18 protein-coding genes and 1 tRNA gene are annotated in these 15,978 nt (G+C 73.5%); 7 read left to right on the forward strand and 12 right to left on the reverse strand.

The genetic code is table 11. The features are described 5' to 3' along the window. Positions 1 to 453: 2-C-methyl-D-erythritol 2,4-cyclodiphosphate synthase (ispF, locus tag ACTHMS_RS02715; RefSeq protein WP_440305139.1), on the forward strand; the 453-nt coding region annotated here is incomplete at its 5' end. A gap of 37 nt (positions 454 to 490) precedes the next feature. Here ispF and ACTHMS_RS02720 read toward each other — a convergent pair. Beyond that, on the reverse strand, positions 491 to 973 hold the full coding sequence (locus ACTHMS_RS02720; protein WP_440305140.1) for a DICT sensory domain-containing protein: 483 nt from the start codon (positions 971 to 973) through the stop codon (positions 491 to 493). 54 nt (positions 974 to 1,027) lie between these two features. Next, entirely contained in the window at positions 1,028 to 2,134 is a 1,107-nt protein-coding gene (locus ACTHMS_RS02725) for a trans-sulfuration enzyme family protein (protein ID WP_440305141.1), read from the reverse strand. 75 nt (positions 2,135 to 2,209) lie between these two features. Here ACTHMS_RS02725 and cysS point away from each other — a divergent pair, with 75 nt between their 5' ends. Continuing rightward, complete coding sequence (cysS, locus tag ACTHMS_RS02730) at positions 2,210 to 3,601, forward strand: cysteine--tRNA ligase (RefSeq protein WP_440305142.1); 1,392 nt, start codon at positions 2,210 to 2,212, stop codon at positions 3,599 to 3,601. Beyond that, positions 3,601 to 4,551 carry a 23S rRNA (guanosine(2251)-2'-O)-methyltransferase RlmB gene (gene rlmB, locus ACTHMS_RS02735; RefSeq protein WP_440305143.1) on the forward strand — a complete coding sequence of 317 codons (951 nt, stop codon included), beginning with the start codon at positions 3,601 to 3,603 and terminating at the stop codon, positions 4,549 to 4,551. Before cysS ends, rlmB begins: the two co-directional genes overlap by 1 nt. Positions 4,552 to 4,558: 7 nt before the next feature. On the opposite strand, the gene ACTHMS_RS02740 is transcribed toward rlmB, so the two are convergent. The 3 genes from ACTHMS_RS02740 to ACTHMS_RS02750 are packed head-to-tail and all read right to left on the reverse strand — an operon-like array spanning position 4,559 to position 7,872. Continuing rightward, positions 4,559 to 5,509: an ATP-binding cassette domain-containing protein gene (locus ACTHMS_RS02740; protein WP_440305144.1), complete on the reverse strand. Its 951-nt coding sequence runs from the start codon at positions 5,507 to 5,509 to the stop codon at positions 4,559 to 4,561. Continuing rightward, the gene (locus ACTHMS_RS02745; RefSeq protein ID WP_440305145.1) at positions 5,502 to 7,097 is read right to left on the reverse strand and encodes a class I adenylate-forming enzyme family protein; all 1,596 of its coding nucleotides are present in this window, start codon (positions 7,095 to 7,097) and stop codon (positions 5,502 to 5,504) included. The genes ACTHMS_RS02740 and ACTHMS_RS02745 overlap by 8 nt, the downstream gene beginning before the upstream one ends. A 19-nt stretch (positions 7,098 to 7,116) precedes the next feature. After that, positions 7,117 to 7,872, reverse strand: a complete 756-nt coding sequence (locus tag ACTHMS_RS02750) for a lysophospholipid acyltransferase family protein (protein ID WP_440305146.1) — start codon at positions 7,870 to 7,872, stop codon at positions 7,117 to 7,119. A 104-nt stretch (positions 7,873 to 7,976) separates the two neighbouring features. On the opposite strand from ACTHMS_RS02750, the gene ACTHMS_RS02755 reads away from it, so the two are divergent. Continuing rightward, positions 7,977 to 8,050: transfer RNA gene (locus tag ACTHMS_RS02755), tRNA-Thr, on the forward strand. Positions 8,051 to 8,082: 32 nt separating this feature from the next. On the opposite strand, the gene ACTHMS_RS02760 is transcribed toward ACTHMS_RS02755, so the two are convergent. The 4 genes from ACTHMS_RS02760 to ACTHMS_RS02775 form a co-directional block, all read right to left on the reverse strand. Next, complete coding sequence (locus tag ACTHMS_RS02760; protein ID WP_440305147.1) at positions 8,083 to 8,781, reverse strand: DsbA family oxidoreductase; 699 nt, start codon at positions 8,779 to 8,781, stop codon at positions 8,083 to 8,085. A 128-nt stretch (positions 8,782 to 8,909) separates the two neighbouring features. After that, positions 8,910 to 9,344, reverse strand: a complete 435-nt coding sequence (locus ACTHMS_RS02765) for an ester cyclase (RefSeq protein WP_440305148.1) — start codon at positions 9,342 to 9,344, stop codon at positions 8,910 to 8,912. Positions 9,345 to 9,374: 30 nt separating this feature from the next. Continuing rightward, complete coding sequence (locus ACTHMS_RS02770; protein WP_440305149.1) at positions 9,375 to 10,148, reverse strand: maleylpyruvate isomerase family mycothiol-dependent enzyme; 774 nt, start codon at positions 10,146 to 10,148, stop codon at positions 9,375 to 9,377. Positions 10,149 to 10,156: 8 nt separating this feature from the next. Next, the gene (locus ACTHMS_RS02775) at positions 10,157 to 10,723 is read right to left on the reverse strand and encodes a TetR/AcrR family transcriptional regulator (RefSeq protein ID WP_440305150.1); all 567 of its coding nucleotides are present in this window, start codon (positions 10,721 to 10,723) and stop codon (positions 10,157 to 10,159) included. A gap of 168 nt (positions 10,724 to 10,891) precedes the next feature. Here ACTHMS_RS02775 and ACTHMS_RS02780 point away from each other — a divergent pair, with 168 nt between their 5' ends. The 3 genes from ACTHMS_RS02780 to ACTHMS_RS02790 all read left to right on the forward strand — a co-directional run bounded on the left by ACTHMS_RS02780 (position 10,892) and on the right by ACTHMS_RS02790 (position 12,660). Next, positions 10,892 to 11,209: a PadR family transcriptional regulator gene (locus tag ACTHMS_RS02780; RefSeq protein WP_440305151.1), complete on the forward strand. Its 318-nt coding sequence runs from the start codon at positions 10,892 to 10,894 to the stop codon at positions 11,207 to 11,209. Then, complete coding sequence (locus ACTHMS_RS02785; RefSeq protein WP_440305152.1) at positions 11,206 to 11,907, forward strand: permease prefix domain 1-containing protein; 702 nt, start codon at positions 11,206 to 11,208, stop codon at positions 11,905 to 11,907. Before ACTHMS_RS02780 ends, ACTHMS_RS02785 begins: the two co-directional genes overlap by 4 nt. 90 nt (positions 11,908 to 11,997) lie before the next feature. Then, a complete protein-coding gene (locus ACTHMS_RS02790) occupies positions 11,998 to 12,660 on the forward strand; it encodes an enoyl-CoA hydratase-related protein (protein WP_440305153.1) in 663 nt (220 codons plus the stop codon). Here the strand turns inward: ACTHMS_RS02790 and ACTHMS_RS02795 are convergent. The 3 genes from ACTHMS_RS02795 to ACTHMS_RS02805 all read right to left on the reverse strand — a co-directional run bounded on the left by ACTHMS_RS02795 (position 12,657) and on the right by ACTHMS_RS02805 (position 15,849). Beyond that, positions 12,657 to 13,913 carry a GGDEF domain-containing protein gene (locus ACTHMS_RS02795; protein WP_440305154.1) on the reverse strand — a complete coding sequence of 419 codons (1,257 nt, stop codon included), beginning with the start codon at positions 13,911 to 13,913 and terminating at the stop codon, positions 12,657 to 12,659. The two genes, ACTHMS_RS02790 and ACTHMS_RS02795, sit on opposite strands and share 4 nt — an antisense overlap. A 100-nt stretch (positions 13,914 to 14,013) precedes the next feature. Beyond that, positions 14,014 to 15,312, reverse strand: coding sequence for a serine/threonine-protein kinase (locus ACTHMS_RS02800; RefSeq protein WP_440305155.1), 1,299 nt, complete (start codon positions 15,310 to 15,312; stop codon positions 14,014 to 14,016). A 69-nt stretch (positions 15,313 to 15,381) separates the two neighbouring features. Beyond that, complete coding sequence (locus ACTHMS_RS02805; RefSeq protein ID WP_440305156.1) at positions 15,382 to 15,849, reverse strand: NUDIX domain-containing protein; 468 nt, start codon at positions 15,847 to 15,849, stop codon at positions 15,382 to 15,384. Positions 15,850 to 15,978: the final 129 nt, after the last annotated feature.

Consider the following 15,978-nt stretch of genomic DNA (forward strand, 5'->3'; position numbering starts at 1 on the left):
GGCATCGGCGTCGACGTCCACCCGATCGAGGCAGGGCGGGTGTGTCATCTCGCCGGTCTCGAGTGGCCCGGTGTCGACGGGTGCGCCGGGCACTCCGACGGCGACGTCGCCGCCCATGCGGCGTGCGACGCGCTGCTGTCAGCGGCGGGTCTCGGCGATCTCGGCGCGGTGTTCGGCGTCGACCGCGCCGAGTGGGCGGGCGCGTCCGGCGTCGCCCTGCTCACCGAGGTCGTGCGCCGCGTGCGCGCCGACGGCTGGACGATCGCGAACGTGGCCGTGCAGGTCATCGGCAACTCGCCCAAGGTCGGGCCGCGACGGGGCGAGGCGCAGGCGGCGTTGACAGCAACGGTCGGGGCAACCGTGTCGGTGTCGGCCACCACCACCGACGGGCTCGGGCTCACCGGCCGGGGTGAGGGACGGGCCGCGATCGCGACGGCGCTGCTGCAGCGCTGACCGCGGTCCGTGACCGCGAGGGGCCGCGGCCGCGTGATCAGGCCGGGGCGAGCCGTCCGAGCAGCGAGTCGGCAGCGACCGCGATGCGCGGGCCGACGGCGGTGACCAGCCAGTCGAAGACCCGCTCGCCGTCGGGTGCGCCGCGGGACTCGTCGACCTCGCGGGCGGCGAGCGCCCAACCCGCGCCGTCGCTCAGCAGCAGCACGTTCCATTCGGCGGCCAGGGGGTCGTCCCAGGGCAGGTGGTGGCAGTGCCCGCCGGCGAGCACGTCCGGGTCGGTGACGCCGTTGCCGAACAGGTGCACGGTGGCACCGCGCTCGACCAGCCGCTGGTGGATGCGGGCCGTGCGCGTGGTGAAGAACTCGCGGCTCTGCAGGCAGATGTAGAGCGTCGCGCGGGTCGGCGCGGCGAGCGCCCGGGCCTCGATGCTGCGGCTGATCGCGAGCAGCCGCGTCTTGCTGGCGCGGCCGACCGGGTTCGTCGCGGCCAGCAGTTCGAACGGCGTCGCCGGGATCGGCATGGGGTCACCTCGACGTTCCCTTCGGCCGTGGCGCGGCGAACGTGAGGGGACGCGTCACCCCAGCGCGGCGTCGAGGTCGGCCCAGAGGTCGTCGACGTGCTCGATGCCGACCGACAGGCGCAGCAGCCCCTCCGGCACCCCCGATGCACGGTCACCGGCGTGCCGGGCCCGGCGCTCGATGAGCGACTCGACGCCGCCGAGGCTGGTGCCGTGGGTGATGAGCTCGACGCGGTCGCACACCGCCTCGGCGGCCGCCCGGCCGCCGACCGGCTCGAAGGACACGATCGCGCCGAACCCGCGGTACTGCCGCGCCGCCCGCTCGTGACCCGGGTCGTCGGCGAGGCCGGGGTAGCGCACGCGCGCGACCCGTGGGTCGGCGGCGAGCTTCTCGGCGAGGTGCTGCGCGTTGGCCTGCGCGCGCTCGAGGCGCACGCTCAGGGTGCGCACGCCGCGCAGCGCGAGGTAGGCGTCGAACGGCGAGGCGATGCCGCCGGTGAGCGTGCGGCGGGTGCGCAGCCGGGCGACGAGGTCGTCGTCGCGGGCGACGAGCACGCCGCCGAGCACGTCCGAGTGGCCGCCGAGGTACTTCGTCACCGAGTGCATGACGAGGTCGGCGCCGCGGTCGAGCAGGCCGGCGAGCGGTGGGGGCGTGAAGGTCGCGTCCACGCCGACGAGCGCACCGCGGTCCTTCGCCGCCGCGGTCAATGCCGGCAGGTCGGGCACGCTGAGCAGCGGGTTGGTGCGCGTCTCGAGCCACCGCAGGTCGGCGCCGTCGAGCGCGGCCAGCACCGCCCCGGTGTCGGCGATGTCGACGCTGCGCACCTCGAGGCGTCCGAGCCGCTGCTGCTCGGCGTAGATCGCGACGGTGCCGCTGTAGGCGACGCTCGGCACCACCGCGATCCCGCCGCTGGGCCGGCCCTCGGCGACGGCGGCGATGGCGGCCATGCCGCTGGCGAAGGCGAGTGCGGTGCCACCCTCGAGCGCGCCGACGGCGGCCTCGAACGCCGCGACCGTCGGGTTGCCCTCGTTGCGCGCGTAACCGTTCACGTCGCCTGCGTTGCGGAACGGTGCCGCGAGCACGATCGCGGGGTTCACCGGGTCGCCGGCGCCGTGCGGGCGTCCCGCGGACACCGCCACCGATTCGGGCTGCAGGTCGGTCATGCCGCCGACCCTACGTCCGGCGTCACACGCGAAGCGACGACGGGACGCCGCCGCTGACCTCCGTAGGATGGCCCGGTGAGTCTGCACCTCTACGACACCGCATCGCGGTCGCTGCGGCGCTTCGATCCGCTGCACCCGGGCACGGCGTCGATCTACCTGTGCGGGCTCACCGTGCAGGGGCCGCCCCACATCGGGCACGTGCGCAACTGGGTCACCATCGACATCCTGCGCCGCTGGCTGCAGCACGAGGGGCTCGAGGTCACGCTCGTCCGCAACGTCACCGACATCGACGACAAGATCCTCACGAAGGCGGCGGACGCGGGCGAGCCGTGGTGGGCGCTGGCGTTCCGCAACGAGCGCAACATCGCCGCGGCAGAGCGCGCGCTCGGCGTGCTGCCGCCGTCGTACGAGCCGCGGGCCACCGGTCACGTGCCCGAGATGATCACGCTGATGCAGCGGCTCATCGACGCCGGCCACGCGTACGCCGCCGACGGCGACGTCTACTTCGACGTCGCGTCGTGGCCGAGGTACGGCGAGCTGTCGGGGCAGAAGGTCGACGAGATGCAGGCCGCCGGCGACTCGGCCGGTGACGACCGGAAGCGCGACCCACGTGACTTCGCGCTGTGGAAGTCGGCCAAGCCGGGTGAGCCGTCGTGGCCGACGCCGTGGGGCGACGGCCGCCCGGGCTGGCACCTCGAGTGCAGCGCGATGGCGACCAAGTACCTCGGCCCGAGCTTCGACATCCACGGCGGTGGCCTCGACCTGGTCTTCCCGCACCACGAGAACGAGATCGCGCAGTCGGCGGCCGCGGGCGACGGGTTCGCGCGCTATTGGCTGCACAACGGCCTGCTGACGATGGCCGGCGAGAAGATGTCGAAGTCGCTCGGCAACACCCTCCAGGTGCACGAGATGGTGCGGCACTGGCGTCCGGTCGAACTGCGCTACTACCTCGGCGCCGCGCACTACCGCTCGACGATGGAGTACTCCGAGGCCGCGTTGCAGGACGCCGCCGCCGCGTACCGCCGTGTCGAGAACTTCGTGGCACGCGCCTCAACGCTCGTCGAGGACACGGGCGGCGCGGTGCCGGACGCGTTCGGGCGGGCGCTCGACGACGACCTCGGCGTGCCGGCCGCGCTGGCCGTGCTGCACGACACCGTGCGCGCGGGCAACACCGCGCTCGACGCGGGCGCGGTCGAGACCGTGCGCGAGGCCCTCGGCCAGGTGCACGCCATGTGCTCGGTGCTCGGCATCTGGCCGGGTGACTGGGCCGAGACGTCGTCGGGCGCGGCCGACGTCGTCGACGCGCTCGTGCAGGTCGCGCTCGAGCAGCGCACCGCGGCCCGGGCGCGCAAGGACTGGGCTGCGGCCGACGCCATCCGCGACCAGCTCACCGCGGCGGGCGTCCAAATCGAGGACACACCCGAGGGGCCGCGCTGGTCCCTGGAGACGACAGAAGGACGACGCTGATGGCCGGCAATTCGCAACGGCAGGGCGCCGTCCGCAAGGGCAAGAAGGGTGCGACCGTCGGTTCCGGCGGGCAGTCGCGCCGCGCGCTCAAGGGCAAGGGACCGACACCACCGGCCGAGGCGCGGAAGGGACATCCGGCGGCCCGCAAGGCCGCTGCCGCCCAGCGCCGCGATCAGGGTCGGTCGCGCCGGCCGGACGAGCACGGCCCCGAACTGCTCGTCGGACGCAACCCGGTGGCCGAGGCGCTGCGCATGCACGTGCCGGCGACCGCGCTCTACCTCGCGCTCGGCATCGACGCCGACGAGCGGGTGACCGAGGCGGTGCGCCTCGCGGGCGACCGCGGCCTGGCGATCCTCGAGATCAGCCGGGTCGAGCTCGACCGCAAGACCGGGGGCATCCTGCACCAGGGCATCGCGCTGCAGGTGCCGCCGTTCGCGTACACCGACCTGCCCGACCTGTTGCACGCGGCGTTCGAGGCACCGACCGCGCCGCTGCTCGTCGCGTGCGACGGCGTCACCGACCCCCGCAACCTCGGGGCGCTGATCCGCTCGGCCGTCGCCTTCGGCGCGCACGGCGTGATCATCCCGCAGCGCCGCGCCGCCGGCATCACCGCGACGGCGTGGCGCACCTCCGCCGGCACTGCTGCGCGGTTGCCGGTGGCGCAGGTGACGAACCTGGTGCGCGCGCTGCGTGAGGCCAAGCAGGCCGGTTGCTACGTCGTCGGCCTCGACGCCGACGGCACCACGACGCTCGACGACCTCGAGCTGGCGACCGAGCCGCTCGTGGTCGTCGTCGGCTCGGAGGGGCGCGGGCTGTCGCGACTGGTCGGCGAGACCTGCGACCTCACCCTGTCGATCCCGATGGCCGACGGTGCCGAGTCGCTGAATGCCGCCGTGGCCGGCGCGGTCACGATGGCCGAGGTCGCCCGCCGCCGCCGCGCGGCGCGCTGACGCCGCGTCAGTCGATCCGCACGCCCGTGCCGGCGTCGAACGCCGACACCTCCGAGGCGTCGACGCGCACGCGCACCGCGAAGCCCACGTAGCGGACGGGGTCGGTGACCACGGCGGTCACCGGCTCGCCGAGACCCGGCACGCTGACGTAGAGCAGGTCGCCGTCGGACGTGATCGCCCGACCCTCCACACCCGTTGCGTCGAGGTGGGCGGTGCGGATCGCGACGTCGACCAGCCGGTGCGGTCGCGCGGCCGATGGCAGCGGCAGGAAGGTCGCGGCCGGGTCGACCCGGACCACCACCAGACCGGGCTCGAAGGCCCGCGCCGCCGCGAGCGTCGGCGGGTTCGCCCGCAGGGTCTCGGTGCGGTCGACCCCCACGATGCGTCCGGACGCGAGCACCGCGAGCTCGTCGCCCGCCAGCGCGCCGCCCGGCAAGTCGCGCGTGGCCCAGAGGGTGGTCGTGTGGAGTGACCGCACCCGTGCGCGCAGCACCGCGGCATCTGCGGCATCGAGCCCGGCGGTCGGCTCGTCGAGCAGCAGCACCGTCGGCCCGGCGGCGACGGCGCGGGCGAGATGCGCGAGCCGGCGGTCGAGGTCCGACAGCTCGCGCAGCCTCCGGTCCGGGTCGTCGAGCCCGACCGCCCCGGCCGCCTGCCGCACCGCTGCCCGCCCGCCCGCGACCTCGCCGATGAGTTCAGCGGCCGTCGCACGCGACGGCGCAGCGCCGCCGAACACCAGCGCCACACCGCGTCCGGCGGGTGGAGCCTCGGTCACGTCGCGTCCGGCGACGAGCACCCGGCCGGCCCTGGCCGGCTCGAGCCCGGCCACGGCTCTGAGCAGCGCGGTCTTCCCGGCGGCCGGGTCGCCGACCACGGCCGTGACGCTGCCGGCCCCGACAGCGAGGTCGACGCCGCTGACGCCGACCGCGGTGAGCCCGATCAGCCGCAGCTCACCCATCGAGTCGCAGGCCCGACCGCACGATCTTGCCGGTGGCCGTGCGCGGCAGACGGGTCGTGCGGATCGACCAGTGCGCCGGGATCTTGTAGTAGGCGATGCGGTCGGCGAGCCACGTTCGCAATGCCTCAACGTCTGTTGTGCCGACGACGATGGCGGCGACGGCCTGGCCCAGATCGGCGTCGTCGACGCCGAAGACCGCGCACTCCTCGACGTCGGGGTGCTCGTCGAGCGCTGCCTCGACCTCCGCGGGGTAGACGTTCTCGCCGCCGCGGATGATCAGGTCGCTGCGCCGCGCGCCCAGGTACAACCGGCCGTCGTGCAGGTGGCCGAGGTCGCCCGTGCGCAGCCAGCCGTCGGGCGTGATCGCGCGTGCGGTCGCGTCGGGGTCGCGCCAGTAGCCGGACATGGCGAACTGGCTGCGCACCCACACCTCGCCCGTCTCGTCGTCGGGCAGTGGCATGCCGTCGGCGTCACGGACCGACACCTCGACCGACGCCACGGGCCTGCCGACCGAGCCCGGCGCGAGGGCGAGGTCGACGGCACCGGCCAGCGTCGCAGCCGTGCCGCACTCGGTGAGCCCGTAGGTGTCGACGACGGCGGCCTGCACGCTCGGGATCGCCGCCTGCACCGCGTCCTTGAGGGCCGGCGCCGACGGTGCCGAGTTGATGCTCAGTGCCGTCAGCGAGCCGAGGTCGTGCTCGCCGGCACGATCGAGGATGCGGCGCGCCATCGTCGGCACGACGGCCCAGTTCGTGATGCGTTCCCGCTCGACCAGCGACAGCACGCGGTCGGGGTCGAAGCGGCCGGTGTCGATCACGATCGTGTCGCCGGTGCACAGCCGCGGGAGCGCCAGGTTGTGCAGGGACGCGATGTGGAACAGCGGCATGCTCATGAGGAAGCGGCGCGGATCGGGCCGCGGCGGGCGTCCGTACAGCAGTGCGAGCTCGGCGCCGAGCGCGTCCATCAGCCGGTGGTACTCGATGATCGCGAGCAGCGCCCGGTGCGAGTGCACGGCGCCCTTCGGCAGGCCGGTGGTGCCGCTCGTGTAGACGATGACGGCCGGGTCGTCCGGGTCAGGGGCGACGTCGGGCCAGGCGTCGGCGCCCGCGTCCGCGGTCGTCTCGGCGAGGTCGAGCACCGGCACGTCGAGCCCGTCGGCCAGCGCGCGCCGGCGGGCGTCCACCAGCACCACCGAGGGCTCGGCCCGCTGCAAGGACGCGGCCGCCTCGCGCGGCGTCCACCAGGCGTTGCCGGCGGTGACGACGGCACCGCAGGCGATGCCCGCCCAGCAGGCGAGCACCCAGGCGGGGGAGTTGGCGCCCAGCACCGCGACACGGTCGCCCGGGCGCACGCCGAGGTCCGTCAACCGCGCGGCCGTGCCACGCACCCGTGCGGCGAACTGCGTGAACGTGATCCGCTGGTCGTCCTGCACGAGATGTTCGCGCTCGCCGAAGGCCTCGGCGTCGACCAACCAATGCCGCAACGACCCGCGCGCCCGCGTGAAGCGCCCGTCGACGATCTCGAACTCCGCCCCTGGCGCCGTCAGGCGTGCGGTGACGGCAGCAGCGTCGGCGGCCGGATCGGTCACGGGCGACGACGCTAGTCGCTCAGCTTGAGCGCGTCTTGTCCACGTGCTTGCGCGTCGGCACGAAGAACTCGGTCGGCGCCGGCTCGCCACGCAGCACGGCGACCTCGTCGCGCACCGCGCCCATGATGAGGTCGGTCATCTCACGGAGCACCGCGCCGTTCGGCTCGCACCCGTGGAAGCGCTCGAGGTCCACCGGCTTGCCGACCGACACGCTCACCACCGGTCGTCCGGTGAAGACGCGACGCAGGAACCGCAGCCACTTCGGGCCGGGACGCTTCTGGGCGCCCCATTGGCCGATCGGGATGACCGGGATCTCGGGGCAGAGCAGCGCCAGGCGGGCCACGCCGGTCTTGCCCTGCATCGGCCAGCCATCCGGGTCCTTCGTGGTGCTGCCCTCGGGGTAGATGACGATGCACTCGCCCTTGCGCAGCGCGGTCACCGCGTCGCGCAGCGACTGGGCGGCGTCGGCGGTCCCGCGGTACACCGGGATCTGACCAGCGCCGGCCTGCAGCGGGCCGATGATCGGCCAGCGGAAGACGCCGGCTTTCACCATGAAGCGCGGGATGCGGCCCGACTGCCAGACCATGCGGGCCATCAGCACGGTGTCGACCTGCGACACGTGGTTCAAGGCGATGATGACGCCGCCGTCCTGAGGCGGCGGCACCGCTTCGAGGTTCCGCCAGCGGATCTTGAAGAAGAGGCTGTCGAGCGGATACAGCAGCGCCACCCAGAACCGGATGTAGCCCCCGGCCTTCGGCTTGTGCAGTCGGCTCATGCCCCGCCCTTGATCGTCGGACCTACGCTTCCGTAGGTCAGTGTGCCCAACGCGGCTGAGCGGCAGCCAGGGAGGGGTCGCGGGTAGGCTGGCGAACCGCACATGCCGCCTTAGCTCAGCTGGCCAGAGCAGCCGCCTTGTAAGCGGCAGGTCGTCGGTTCGATCCCGACAGGCGGCTCCGGAACCGCGATGCCGGCGTTGCCGCTGCGGTCAGGAACTTCCTCGGCCGGCCGCCGGCGCCGAGTCCAAGAGGTCCGCCACGATGCGGTCGTAGGCGGTCGGGTCGTCGGCGACGAGTGTGGGTGTGCCGCGAGGCATGGCGCCGCCGATCCACCCGGTCCCGGTGCCCGGGTTGCAGAGCATGCGTCCGCCTGGCAGCACGAAGGTGCCGCTGCACGGGACGCCGTTCGCCTTGGCGGCGCCGAAGTCGGCGTGGACGGCCGCGCGGTGGACGCCACTGTCGAGAGCCGCTGCGAGGGCATCGACGTCGACGGACGGACACGTGCGGGCGACGGCGAGGATCTCGTGCCGGAGGGCGATGCAGCGCGACCGGGCGAAGAAGGCGTGGCGGAGCGCGAGGTCCAGTTCCTCGCCGGCGGCGAGGGATTGCGCTCCGGCGGCGCGCACCGCCTCGAGTGCGGTCAGCACGGTGACCGGGTACTCGTCGAGGCGACCCTGCCAGAGGCTCCAACCGAAGTCGGGGGTCAGCGAGGCGCACAGCGGGATCTCGGCGTCGACGACGCGGCGCGGGATCGCCATCCGGTGCTCGAGTTCGAGCGGGAGCGCCCGGTGTATGATCCGGAGCTGCTCGTCGGCGTCTGCTCGCTCTCGTGCGGCCCGCAGGCGCAGGATCATGACGGTGGCCCAGGGGCACACGACGTCGCTGTAGAACGTGAGCTGGATGGGCATGTGCGTGTCCGCTGTCCGTGGTGTGGCTGGGCCGGAGGCCGTCGCGACGTGTGGCGCGGGCGGCCGGTGGCGAGCACCGTCCGCCCGCGCACCCTCGTCGTGCGTCCGGCCCCAGGAGTGTCGGGGCCTCAGACGGCCGGCGGCGGCATGACGCCGAGCTGCACGAGCAGGCCGGCGACGTCCATGATGATGCGGCTGCGCACGAGCTGTCCGTCGCGGTAGGTGTCCTTCGTCCAGGCCTCGACCGCCACCTCGCGGCCGGTCGCCGGGATGCCGAGGAACTCGCCGCGGTGGGTGCCGGTCCACGTCCACTGGCAGAAGATGCGGTCGCCCTCGACGATGTCCTCCTCGCGGTGCCAGTGGATGTCGGGGAAGCCGGTGCCCATGATGGCGAGGATGTCGGCGAGCCCGGAGCGGCCGGGCCCTTGCCCTGGCAGCGGGTTCTCCTCGACGAAGTCGTCCAGGACGAGCGCGTCGAAGTCCGGGCCGAGGTCGTGCGCGTTGAGCAGCTCCTCGAAGCGGATCGAGAGCGCGCGGACGTCGGTGTTGAGTGTTGCGGTCATGCTGATGTCCCCTTCGGACGGTGTGAACCTTCAGAGCGGCAGCTTGTGCTGCAGGACGCCGGGGCCCTCGGCCCGGCCGGACAGGATGCGGGCGAACTCGACGGCGTCGACGGTGAGCGGCTCCGCCGATCCCGGGTCGCTCACGTAGTGACCCCCGGCCGGCCCGGTGAGGGTCAGGTCGACGGGCGCGCCGTGCCGGCGGGCCCACTCGGCGAGGATGTCGGCGACGATGCGCCCGTCGTGGTCGGCGGTCAGCTCCGGCTCGACGCCCGTGGCGGCCGCGATGTCCATGCGGTGCATCCAGACGTCGCGGGTGAAGCCCATGTCGAACAGGTAGCCGATGCGCTGCCAGCCGATGTGGACGCCGAGTCCCTCGCCGATCGGCAGCAGCGGCACCGCGCGCACGGGTGCGGGCATGCGTCGACGGGCCGTGAGCGCGCGGGCCGAGTGCTCGGCCCACAGGTCGGGCAGATCGGTCGCTGTCCAGTCGGTGCGGGCGCGTAGCTGGGCCTCGTTCATGCCGTCGACCCAGTGCACGCCACCGATCTCGGCGGTCAGTCGACGGGCGGGTCGCACCTGACGGACGAACTCGATCGGGCTCGCCTGCGCCTGCGCCGATGCGATCAGGTGGACGACGATGTCACGCACGTTCCAGCCGGCGCAGACGGTGGGGGCCTGCCACTGGCCCGGCGTGAGGGCACGGAGCTGCGCGAACAGCCGCTCGTTCTCGACGGCGGTGATCGCCATCGCCTCGCTGTGACGCACCCGCGGGACGTCGTTCGCGCGCGTCGGGACGCTGATCATGAGTGCTCCTATGGGGTGAAGTGGTCGAGGAACATGTCGAGCACGGCCTCGAGGTACCGCGTCCAGCGGTCACCGCCGGGGTCGTTCGCGACCTGCTGTGCACCGAGGCCGCCGACGAGCGCCGTGTAGACCTCGACGTGGGCCTCCGAGCCGGCGCCGAGGGCGGAGAGCAGGCTGGTGACGCGGTCGATCAGCCGCTTCGCGAGCGCGTACGACGCCTCCGACGGTTCGAATCCGGGGATCGTCCGCTGGAAGATCAGCTGCTGCCGGGGCAGGTCGCCGACCACGAAGTCCAGCACGGTGCGCGAGACACGCACCAGCTGCTCCCGCGCCGTGCCGGTGGGTGGCAGGGTGTCGAGCTCGGCGAGCAGTTGCTCGTACGCCTGGGCGTACATCGCGTCGTACAGGTCGAGCTTCGAGCTGACGTAGCCGTAGAGCGATGGCTGGCGGATGCCGACCCGGCGCGCCACCTCGTGCAGGCTGACCGCGCCGAGACCCGACTCCGTGGCGACACTCCACGCGGCGTCCAGGATCTGTGCGAGCCGCTGCGATCGTCGGTCGGCGACCGACCGCATCGACGGGGTCCTATCAGTGCTAGGCATGGCCCTATCATTCATAGGTCTCGAACTCTTGTCAAGCCTTTTCGTGCGAGGGCCGGGAAGTCGGTCTGCACCAGGGCCATTGCCGTTGCTCGATGCGAAATCGCTGGACACCTCGCGTACCTATGCCTAGCATTCCTAGGTATGCCGCAGCATCAGAATCTGAAGGGCAGCCTCGACCTCCTGCTGCTCGGGGTCCTGCGACAGGGGCCCGCGCACGGCTACGCGATCATCACGGCGCTGCGCGAGCGCAGCGGGGGCGCGTTCGACCTCGCCGAGGGCACGATCTACCCCGCCCTGCACCGCCTCGAGGCCGCCGGTCAGGTCGCGAGCGAGATCGAGCTGGCGCAGGGCCGTCGGCGGCGCACCTACCGGCTGACTCCCAAGGGCAGGAAGTCGTTCGTCGCGCAGCACCGCGACTGGCAGGGCTTCGTGGCCGGCATGCAGGCGGTGCTGGCATGAGCGCCACGCCGATCGAGGACTTCCTGGACGAGGTGTTGCGCCGGACCAGGCACGCCCCGCGCTCGTGCCGTCGCCTGCTGGACGAGACCGGTGACCATCTGTACTCCCTCGCCGCCGACCTCGAAGCGGGCGGCATGACACGCGTCGACGCCGAGCGTGAGGCCCTCCGGCGGCTCGGCCCGCTCGACGCGCTGGCTCCCGGGCTCGGGGCCCGCCCCGTCGGGCAGCTGGCCGCCGAGACCGCGCGAGCGGCGCTCCGCCTCGCCGGCTGGGGGCTCGTCGCGATCGGTGTGAGTGGCGTCGTGGTCGCCCTGATGAACGCCGTCGCGGGCGACGGGTTCGTCGGGGGCGTGTCGGTGCTCGGCTTCGGTCGGGGTTCCCAGGCCGAGAGTGCCGGCGACGCGGTGTCCCTGCGACTGCTCGCCGGCGTGCTGGGCCTGGTGCTGCTCGGGCTCGCGGCTGCGTGGCGGGCGAGACGTCCGCGGCTCGGCGTGCTTCCGGACGGGCTCGTCGACGCGCTCGGCGCGGCCGCCTTCACCGCGGCGACCGCCGCCCTGACCGGCGCATCGATCGACCAGGCGGTCGTCGGTGGGTCGTCGCACGGCGTCGGCTTCTTCCTCAGCGGGGCGGTGGTGGCGCTCGCGGCCGCAGTCGGGTTCAGCGTCCGGGCGGTGCGCTCCTTGCTGGGCGGTGCATGACCGCGGAGGCGGTGTCATCATGCGTTCGGCTCGCGACGGCGCGACTGCTGCCGGCCCGCGGCCGGCCGACCGATTGGCTGGAGGACCACCGTGGTCGACCTGACCCGATCCGATGCCGTGCACGTGCTGACGCTCGGCGCCGACGAGAACCGCTTCACGCCGGCCTGGATGACGGCCGTGCACGACGCCCTGGACGAGGTCGAGCGCGCCGCCACACCGCTCGTCACCGTCGCCGAGGGCAAGTGCTGGTCGAACGGCCTCGACCTCGACTGGATGCTCGCCAACCCGGCCGAGACGACCGCCTACGTCGGCCGGGTGCAGGACCTCTTCGCGCGCGTCCTGACGCTGCCGGTGCCGACGGTCGCCGCCGTGAGCGGGCACGCGTTCGGTGCCGGCGCGATGCTCGCCCTCGCGCACGACTTCCGGTTCATGCGGGCCGACCGCGGGTTCTTCTGCCTGCCCGAGGTCGACATCGACATCCCCTTCTCGCCCGGCATGGCGGCGCTCGTGCAGGGGAAGTTGACGCCGGCCGCTGCGGTCGCGTCGATGACGACCGGCACGCGGTTCGGCGGCGAGGACGCGGTGGTCGCCGGTCTCGTCGACGCCGCCACCTCGCTCGACGAGCTGCTGCCGGCCGCTGTCGCCCGTGCCGCGACGCTGGCAGGGAAGAACCTTGCCACGCTCGGTGCCATCAAGACGACGATGTACGGATCGATCGTGGCGATCCTGCGGGACGCGGGCGCGGTCGGCTAGGCCTCGGCGCCCGGCGCCACCGGGACGGCCTGCCGGCAGTGCGCGGGGGCGCCGGGTGGCCCGCTGCGAGACCGGCCGGTGGACGGCGACCGCCGGTCCGGTGCGGGGAGATCGGTGGCGGCCGCTGTCGGCGCGGTGACGACCTGGTCGCGTCCGCCACGTTTGGCGTCGTAGAGCGCCGCGTCCGCCGCGGCGTAGAGGCTGCGCAGGTCGCCGGCGCCGGTGGCCACGTGCGCGACCCCGATCGACAGCGTCACCTCGAGGACGGCCGCGGCACCGCGGACGGCGGCCATCGAATGCGCACCCACGTCGAAGCGGTGCCGGCGCACCGCCTCGAGCACCTCGACGGCGCGCTGTTCCGCGGTCGGGAGCGGGCACGCGGGCAGCAGCAGGGCGATCTCGTCGCCGCCCAGGCGGCTCACCAGGTCGTCGCGCCGGCTGTGCGCCAGCAGCACGCCGGCCAGTTGCCGCAGCACGGCGTCGCCGGCCGGGTGGCCGTGCTCGTCGTTGATCGACTTGAAGTGGTCGACGTCGAGCAGGATCAACGCCGTGCCCGACTCGTCGCCGGCCCCTTCGAGCGCCGACTGCATGGCGGCGTCCAGCACCCGGCGGGTCGTGAGCCCGGTGAGCGGGTCGACGGCGGCCTGCCGCTCGAGCTGTGCGATGAGACGGTCGTTGCGCTCGCCCGCCACCACCAGGATGGCCGCCGAGGTCGTCAGCACGATCACGACGAAGGCGAGGTCGGCCCAGGCCCGCGCGGTCGTCGATGCCGTGAGGGTGACGACGGCGTCGCCGATCGCCGCAGCGGCCAGCACCGGGACGACCGCCGATCGCCGCAGCTGCGCGCCGGCGTAGAGCACCGGGAAGAAGAAGAACACCTGCGCCGTGGTCGACGCGTCGCCGGTGATGACGTCGACGACCACGAGCAGGACGACGGCGAGGAACGGGTATGCGGCCCACAGCAGCCCGGGTGGCCGACGCAGGGCGACCAGGCAGCACGAGAGCACGGCGATCATCCCGCAGAGCACGAAGGTGATCACCGATCCCGCGCTGCTGCGCTGGGGCACCACGGCCGTGAAGACGACCGTCGCCACCACGGCGACCGACGTCAGGGCGAACAACACCCACGCGGCGACGGATTCGCTCCTCGGGCGGAACCGGTCGACGAGTGAGCCCGTCGCCGTCGCCGGCGCGGCGCCCGTGCGATGGGCGCGGGCGGACGCACGGGATGACGGCACTCGTCCGATGCTCACGGCGTCCTCGCTGTCGACACTGGTCGCCCGGGACATCGGTCACCCCGCGTCGATCTTGAGGGGACGAGGGTCCTGACCGTCCAGGCAGGCCCGGTTGGGGTCAGTGCCGGTGCGGCGCCCTCCCGTGGTGCGGCTTCGGGTGCTTCGGCGGATGCGCGCCGGCCGGACGCGGCGGCGCCGGTGCGTGGCGCGGGGCTGCGGCCCGTGTCCGCACCACGGCGCGGACGGTCGTCGCGACCGGAGCCTTGCTGACCGTCGGCCGCGTCGCGGGCCTGGCGGGCGTGACGACCTGTGGTGTTGGTGCGGCCGGGTGCGGCGGTGTGGACGACGACGACGAGGCGGCCGCCGACGGCACGGTCCGGGCGTCGGCCCGCGGGGCCGGACCGCGGCCGCCCGCGACGAGCGGGATGATCACTGCGGCGGCGCCGAGCGCGGCCGCGGCACCGACCAGGGCACGCGTGTGGCGGCGACGGCCCGGCGACCCTGCGAGCGGTCGTTGCGCGTCGTCGGCGCCGACACCGAGCGGGTCGTCGACGGCGAAGACGTCGGCGAAGAAGGCGGGCAGGTCGTCCGACGGCGCGTCGAGCAGCGCGAGCAGGGCCGAGCGCACCGCCGCCGCGTCCGGTCGGGCCGCCGGGTCGGCGGCCGTCATCGCGGTCAACAGGCGGTACCAGCCGAGGCCGAGGCGGTCGGGCACGACGGGCGGTCGCATGAGCCGCACGATGGCGGCCTCGACGCCGTGTCCCGGGTAGGCCATGGCGCCGGTCAGCAGTTCGAGCAGCACCAACCCGAGCGCGTAGACGTCGCTGGCGGTGCCGACCACCGCGCCCGTCACCTGCTCGGGGCTGAGGTAGTTGGCCGTGCCGACGGTGGTGCCGGTCAGCGTCATGCGGGTGCCGTCGAGCATGCGGGCGATGCCGAAGTCGGTGAGCTTCACCTGCAGGTCGTGCAGGTCGTGCGGGTCGTCGGCGAGGGTCACCAGGATGTTGGCCGGCTTGACGTCACGGTGCACGAGCCCGGCGGCGTGCACGTAGGCCAATGCGTCCGCCACCTGGGCGCCCACGGCGGCCACCATGGCCGGCGCCAGCGGCCCGTCGCCGCGCAGCGCCCCGAGGGTGAGACCCGGCACGTACTCCATCACAAGCCAGCCGTCGCCGGACGAGCCGGTGAAACCGCCGGCGTCGAAGACCTCGACGAGACGCGGATGCCGCAGCCCCGCGGTCAGCCGCGCCTCCGCCCGCCGGCGGGCCGCGCCGTTCGGGTCGTCCGCCGTCACGCGGAACCGCTTCACCGCCACCTCGCGGTGCAGTGCGAGATCCTCCGCCAGCCACACCTCGGCCGACGCGCCATGACCGAGCAGCCGTACCAGCCGGTACCGACCACCGAGAACGTCCAGCATCCATGCCTCCCGGCTGGCCGTGTACCCAGCGGCGGGCGCCCGGCTAACGCGGTGGCAAGTTGTTCGTGGTCACTCGCCGAGGGCCGCCACCAGCCGATCGACGAACGCCGCCTGTGCCGCGACGATCCGCTCGCGCGCGTCCGCCGGCCTGAACCACGCTGCCCGGTCGATCTCGGGCACCTCGATACGGCGCCCTGATCGGGGTGGCCATTCGATCTCGACGAGGTTGCTGCGCACGCTCGCGACGTCCAGGTCACCCTCGACCGCCCAGACGACGACGGTCTTCCCAGACCGCTGCCGCACCTCGCCGAGATCGAGCCACGGCCCCGGCGGGGGCGGGCTGCCCAGCTCCTCGGCGAACTCGCGCGCGGCCGCCGCCCGGGGCTCCTCGTCCACCCCGTACTCGCCCTTCGGCACCGACCAGGCACCGGCGTCCTTCTTCGCCCAGAACGGCCCGCCCATGTGCCCCAGCAGCACCTCGACGTCGTCGCCGCGGCCGCGGTAGAGCAGGAGCCCGGCACTCTGTTTGCCCGCCATGGACACAGTCTCCCGAAACTCGTCGAAGTTTTTTCCGCGGGGCTGTCGATCCGGGGAGAAGCCACTCGACGCGTAGGCAGAAGGCAAGGGAAACCCCGATCGAAAACCCAGGGAAGGAACCCGCCATGA

This window comes from Jatrophihabitans sp., from assembly GCF_051960575.1.
Taxonomy (GTDB): Bacteria; Actinomycetota; Actinomycetes; order Mycobacteriales; family Jatrophihabitantaceae; genus JBQCEE01.

What these genes read in the sequence shown, in the direction of transcription:
- ACTHMS_RS02720 (WP_440305140.1), bottom strand. Translation starts at nt 973, where the DNA reads ATGCCGATCCCGGCGACGCCGTTCGAACTGCTGGCCGCGACGAACCCG.
- ACTHMS_RS02725 (WP_440305141.1), bottom strand. Translation starts at nt 2,134, where the DNA reads ATGACCGACCTGCAGCCCGAATCGGTGGCGGTGTCCGCGGGACGCCCG.
- rlmB (WP_440305143.1), top strand. Translation starts at nt 3,601, where the DNA reads ATGGCCGGCAATTCGCAACGGCAGGGCGCCGTCCGCAAGGGCAAGAAG.
- ACTHMS_RS02740 (WP_440305144.1), bottom strand. Translation starts at nt 5,509, where the DNA reads ATGGGTGAGCTGCGGCTGATCGGGCTCACCGCGGTCGGCGTCAGCGGC.
- ACTHMS_RS02750 (WP_440305146.1), bottom strand. Translation starts at nt 7,872, where the DNA reads ATGAGCCGACTGCACAAGCCGAAGGCCGGGGGCTACATCCGGTTCTGG.
- ACTHMS_RS02760 (WP_440305147.1), bottom strand. Translation starts at nt 8,781, where the DNA reads ATGCCCATCCAGCTCACGTTCTACAGCGACGTCGTGTGCCCCTGGGCC.
- ACTHMS_RS02765 (WP_440305148.1), bottom strand. Translation starts at nt 9,344, where the DNA reads ATGACCGCAACACTCAACACCGACGTCCGCGCGCTCTCGATCCGCTTC.
- ACTHMS_RS02770 (WP_440305149.1), bottom strand. Translation starts at nt 10,148, where the DNA reads ATGATCAGCGTCCCGACGCGCGCGAACGACGTCCCGCGGGTGCGTCAC.
- ACTHMS_RS02775 (WP_440305150.1), bottom strand. Translation starts at nt 10,723, where the DNA reads ATGCGGTCGGTCGCCGACCGACGATCGCAGCGGCTCGCACAGATCCTG.
- ACTHMS_RS02780 (WP_440305151.1), top strand. Translation starts at nt 10,892, where the DNA reads ATGCCGCAGCATCAGAATCTGAAGGGCAGCCTCGACCTCCTGCTGCTC.
- ACTHMS_RS02785 (WP_440305152.1), top strand. Translation starts at nt 11,206, where the DNA reads ATGAGCGCCACGCCGATCGAGGACTTCCTGGACGAGGTGTTGCGCCGG.
- ACTHMS_RS02800 (WP_440305155.1), bottom strand. Translation starts at nt 15,312, where the DNA reads ATGCTGGACGTTCTCGGTGGTCGGTACCGGCTGGTACGGCTGCTCGGT.
- ACTHMS_RS02805 (WP_440305156.1), bottom strand. Translation starts at nt 15,849, where the DNA reads ATGGCGGGCAAACAGAGTGCCGGGCTCCTGCTCTACCGCGGCCGCGGC.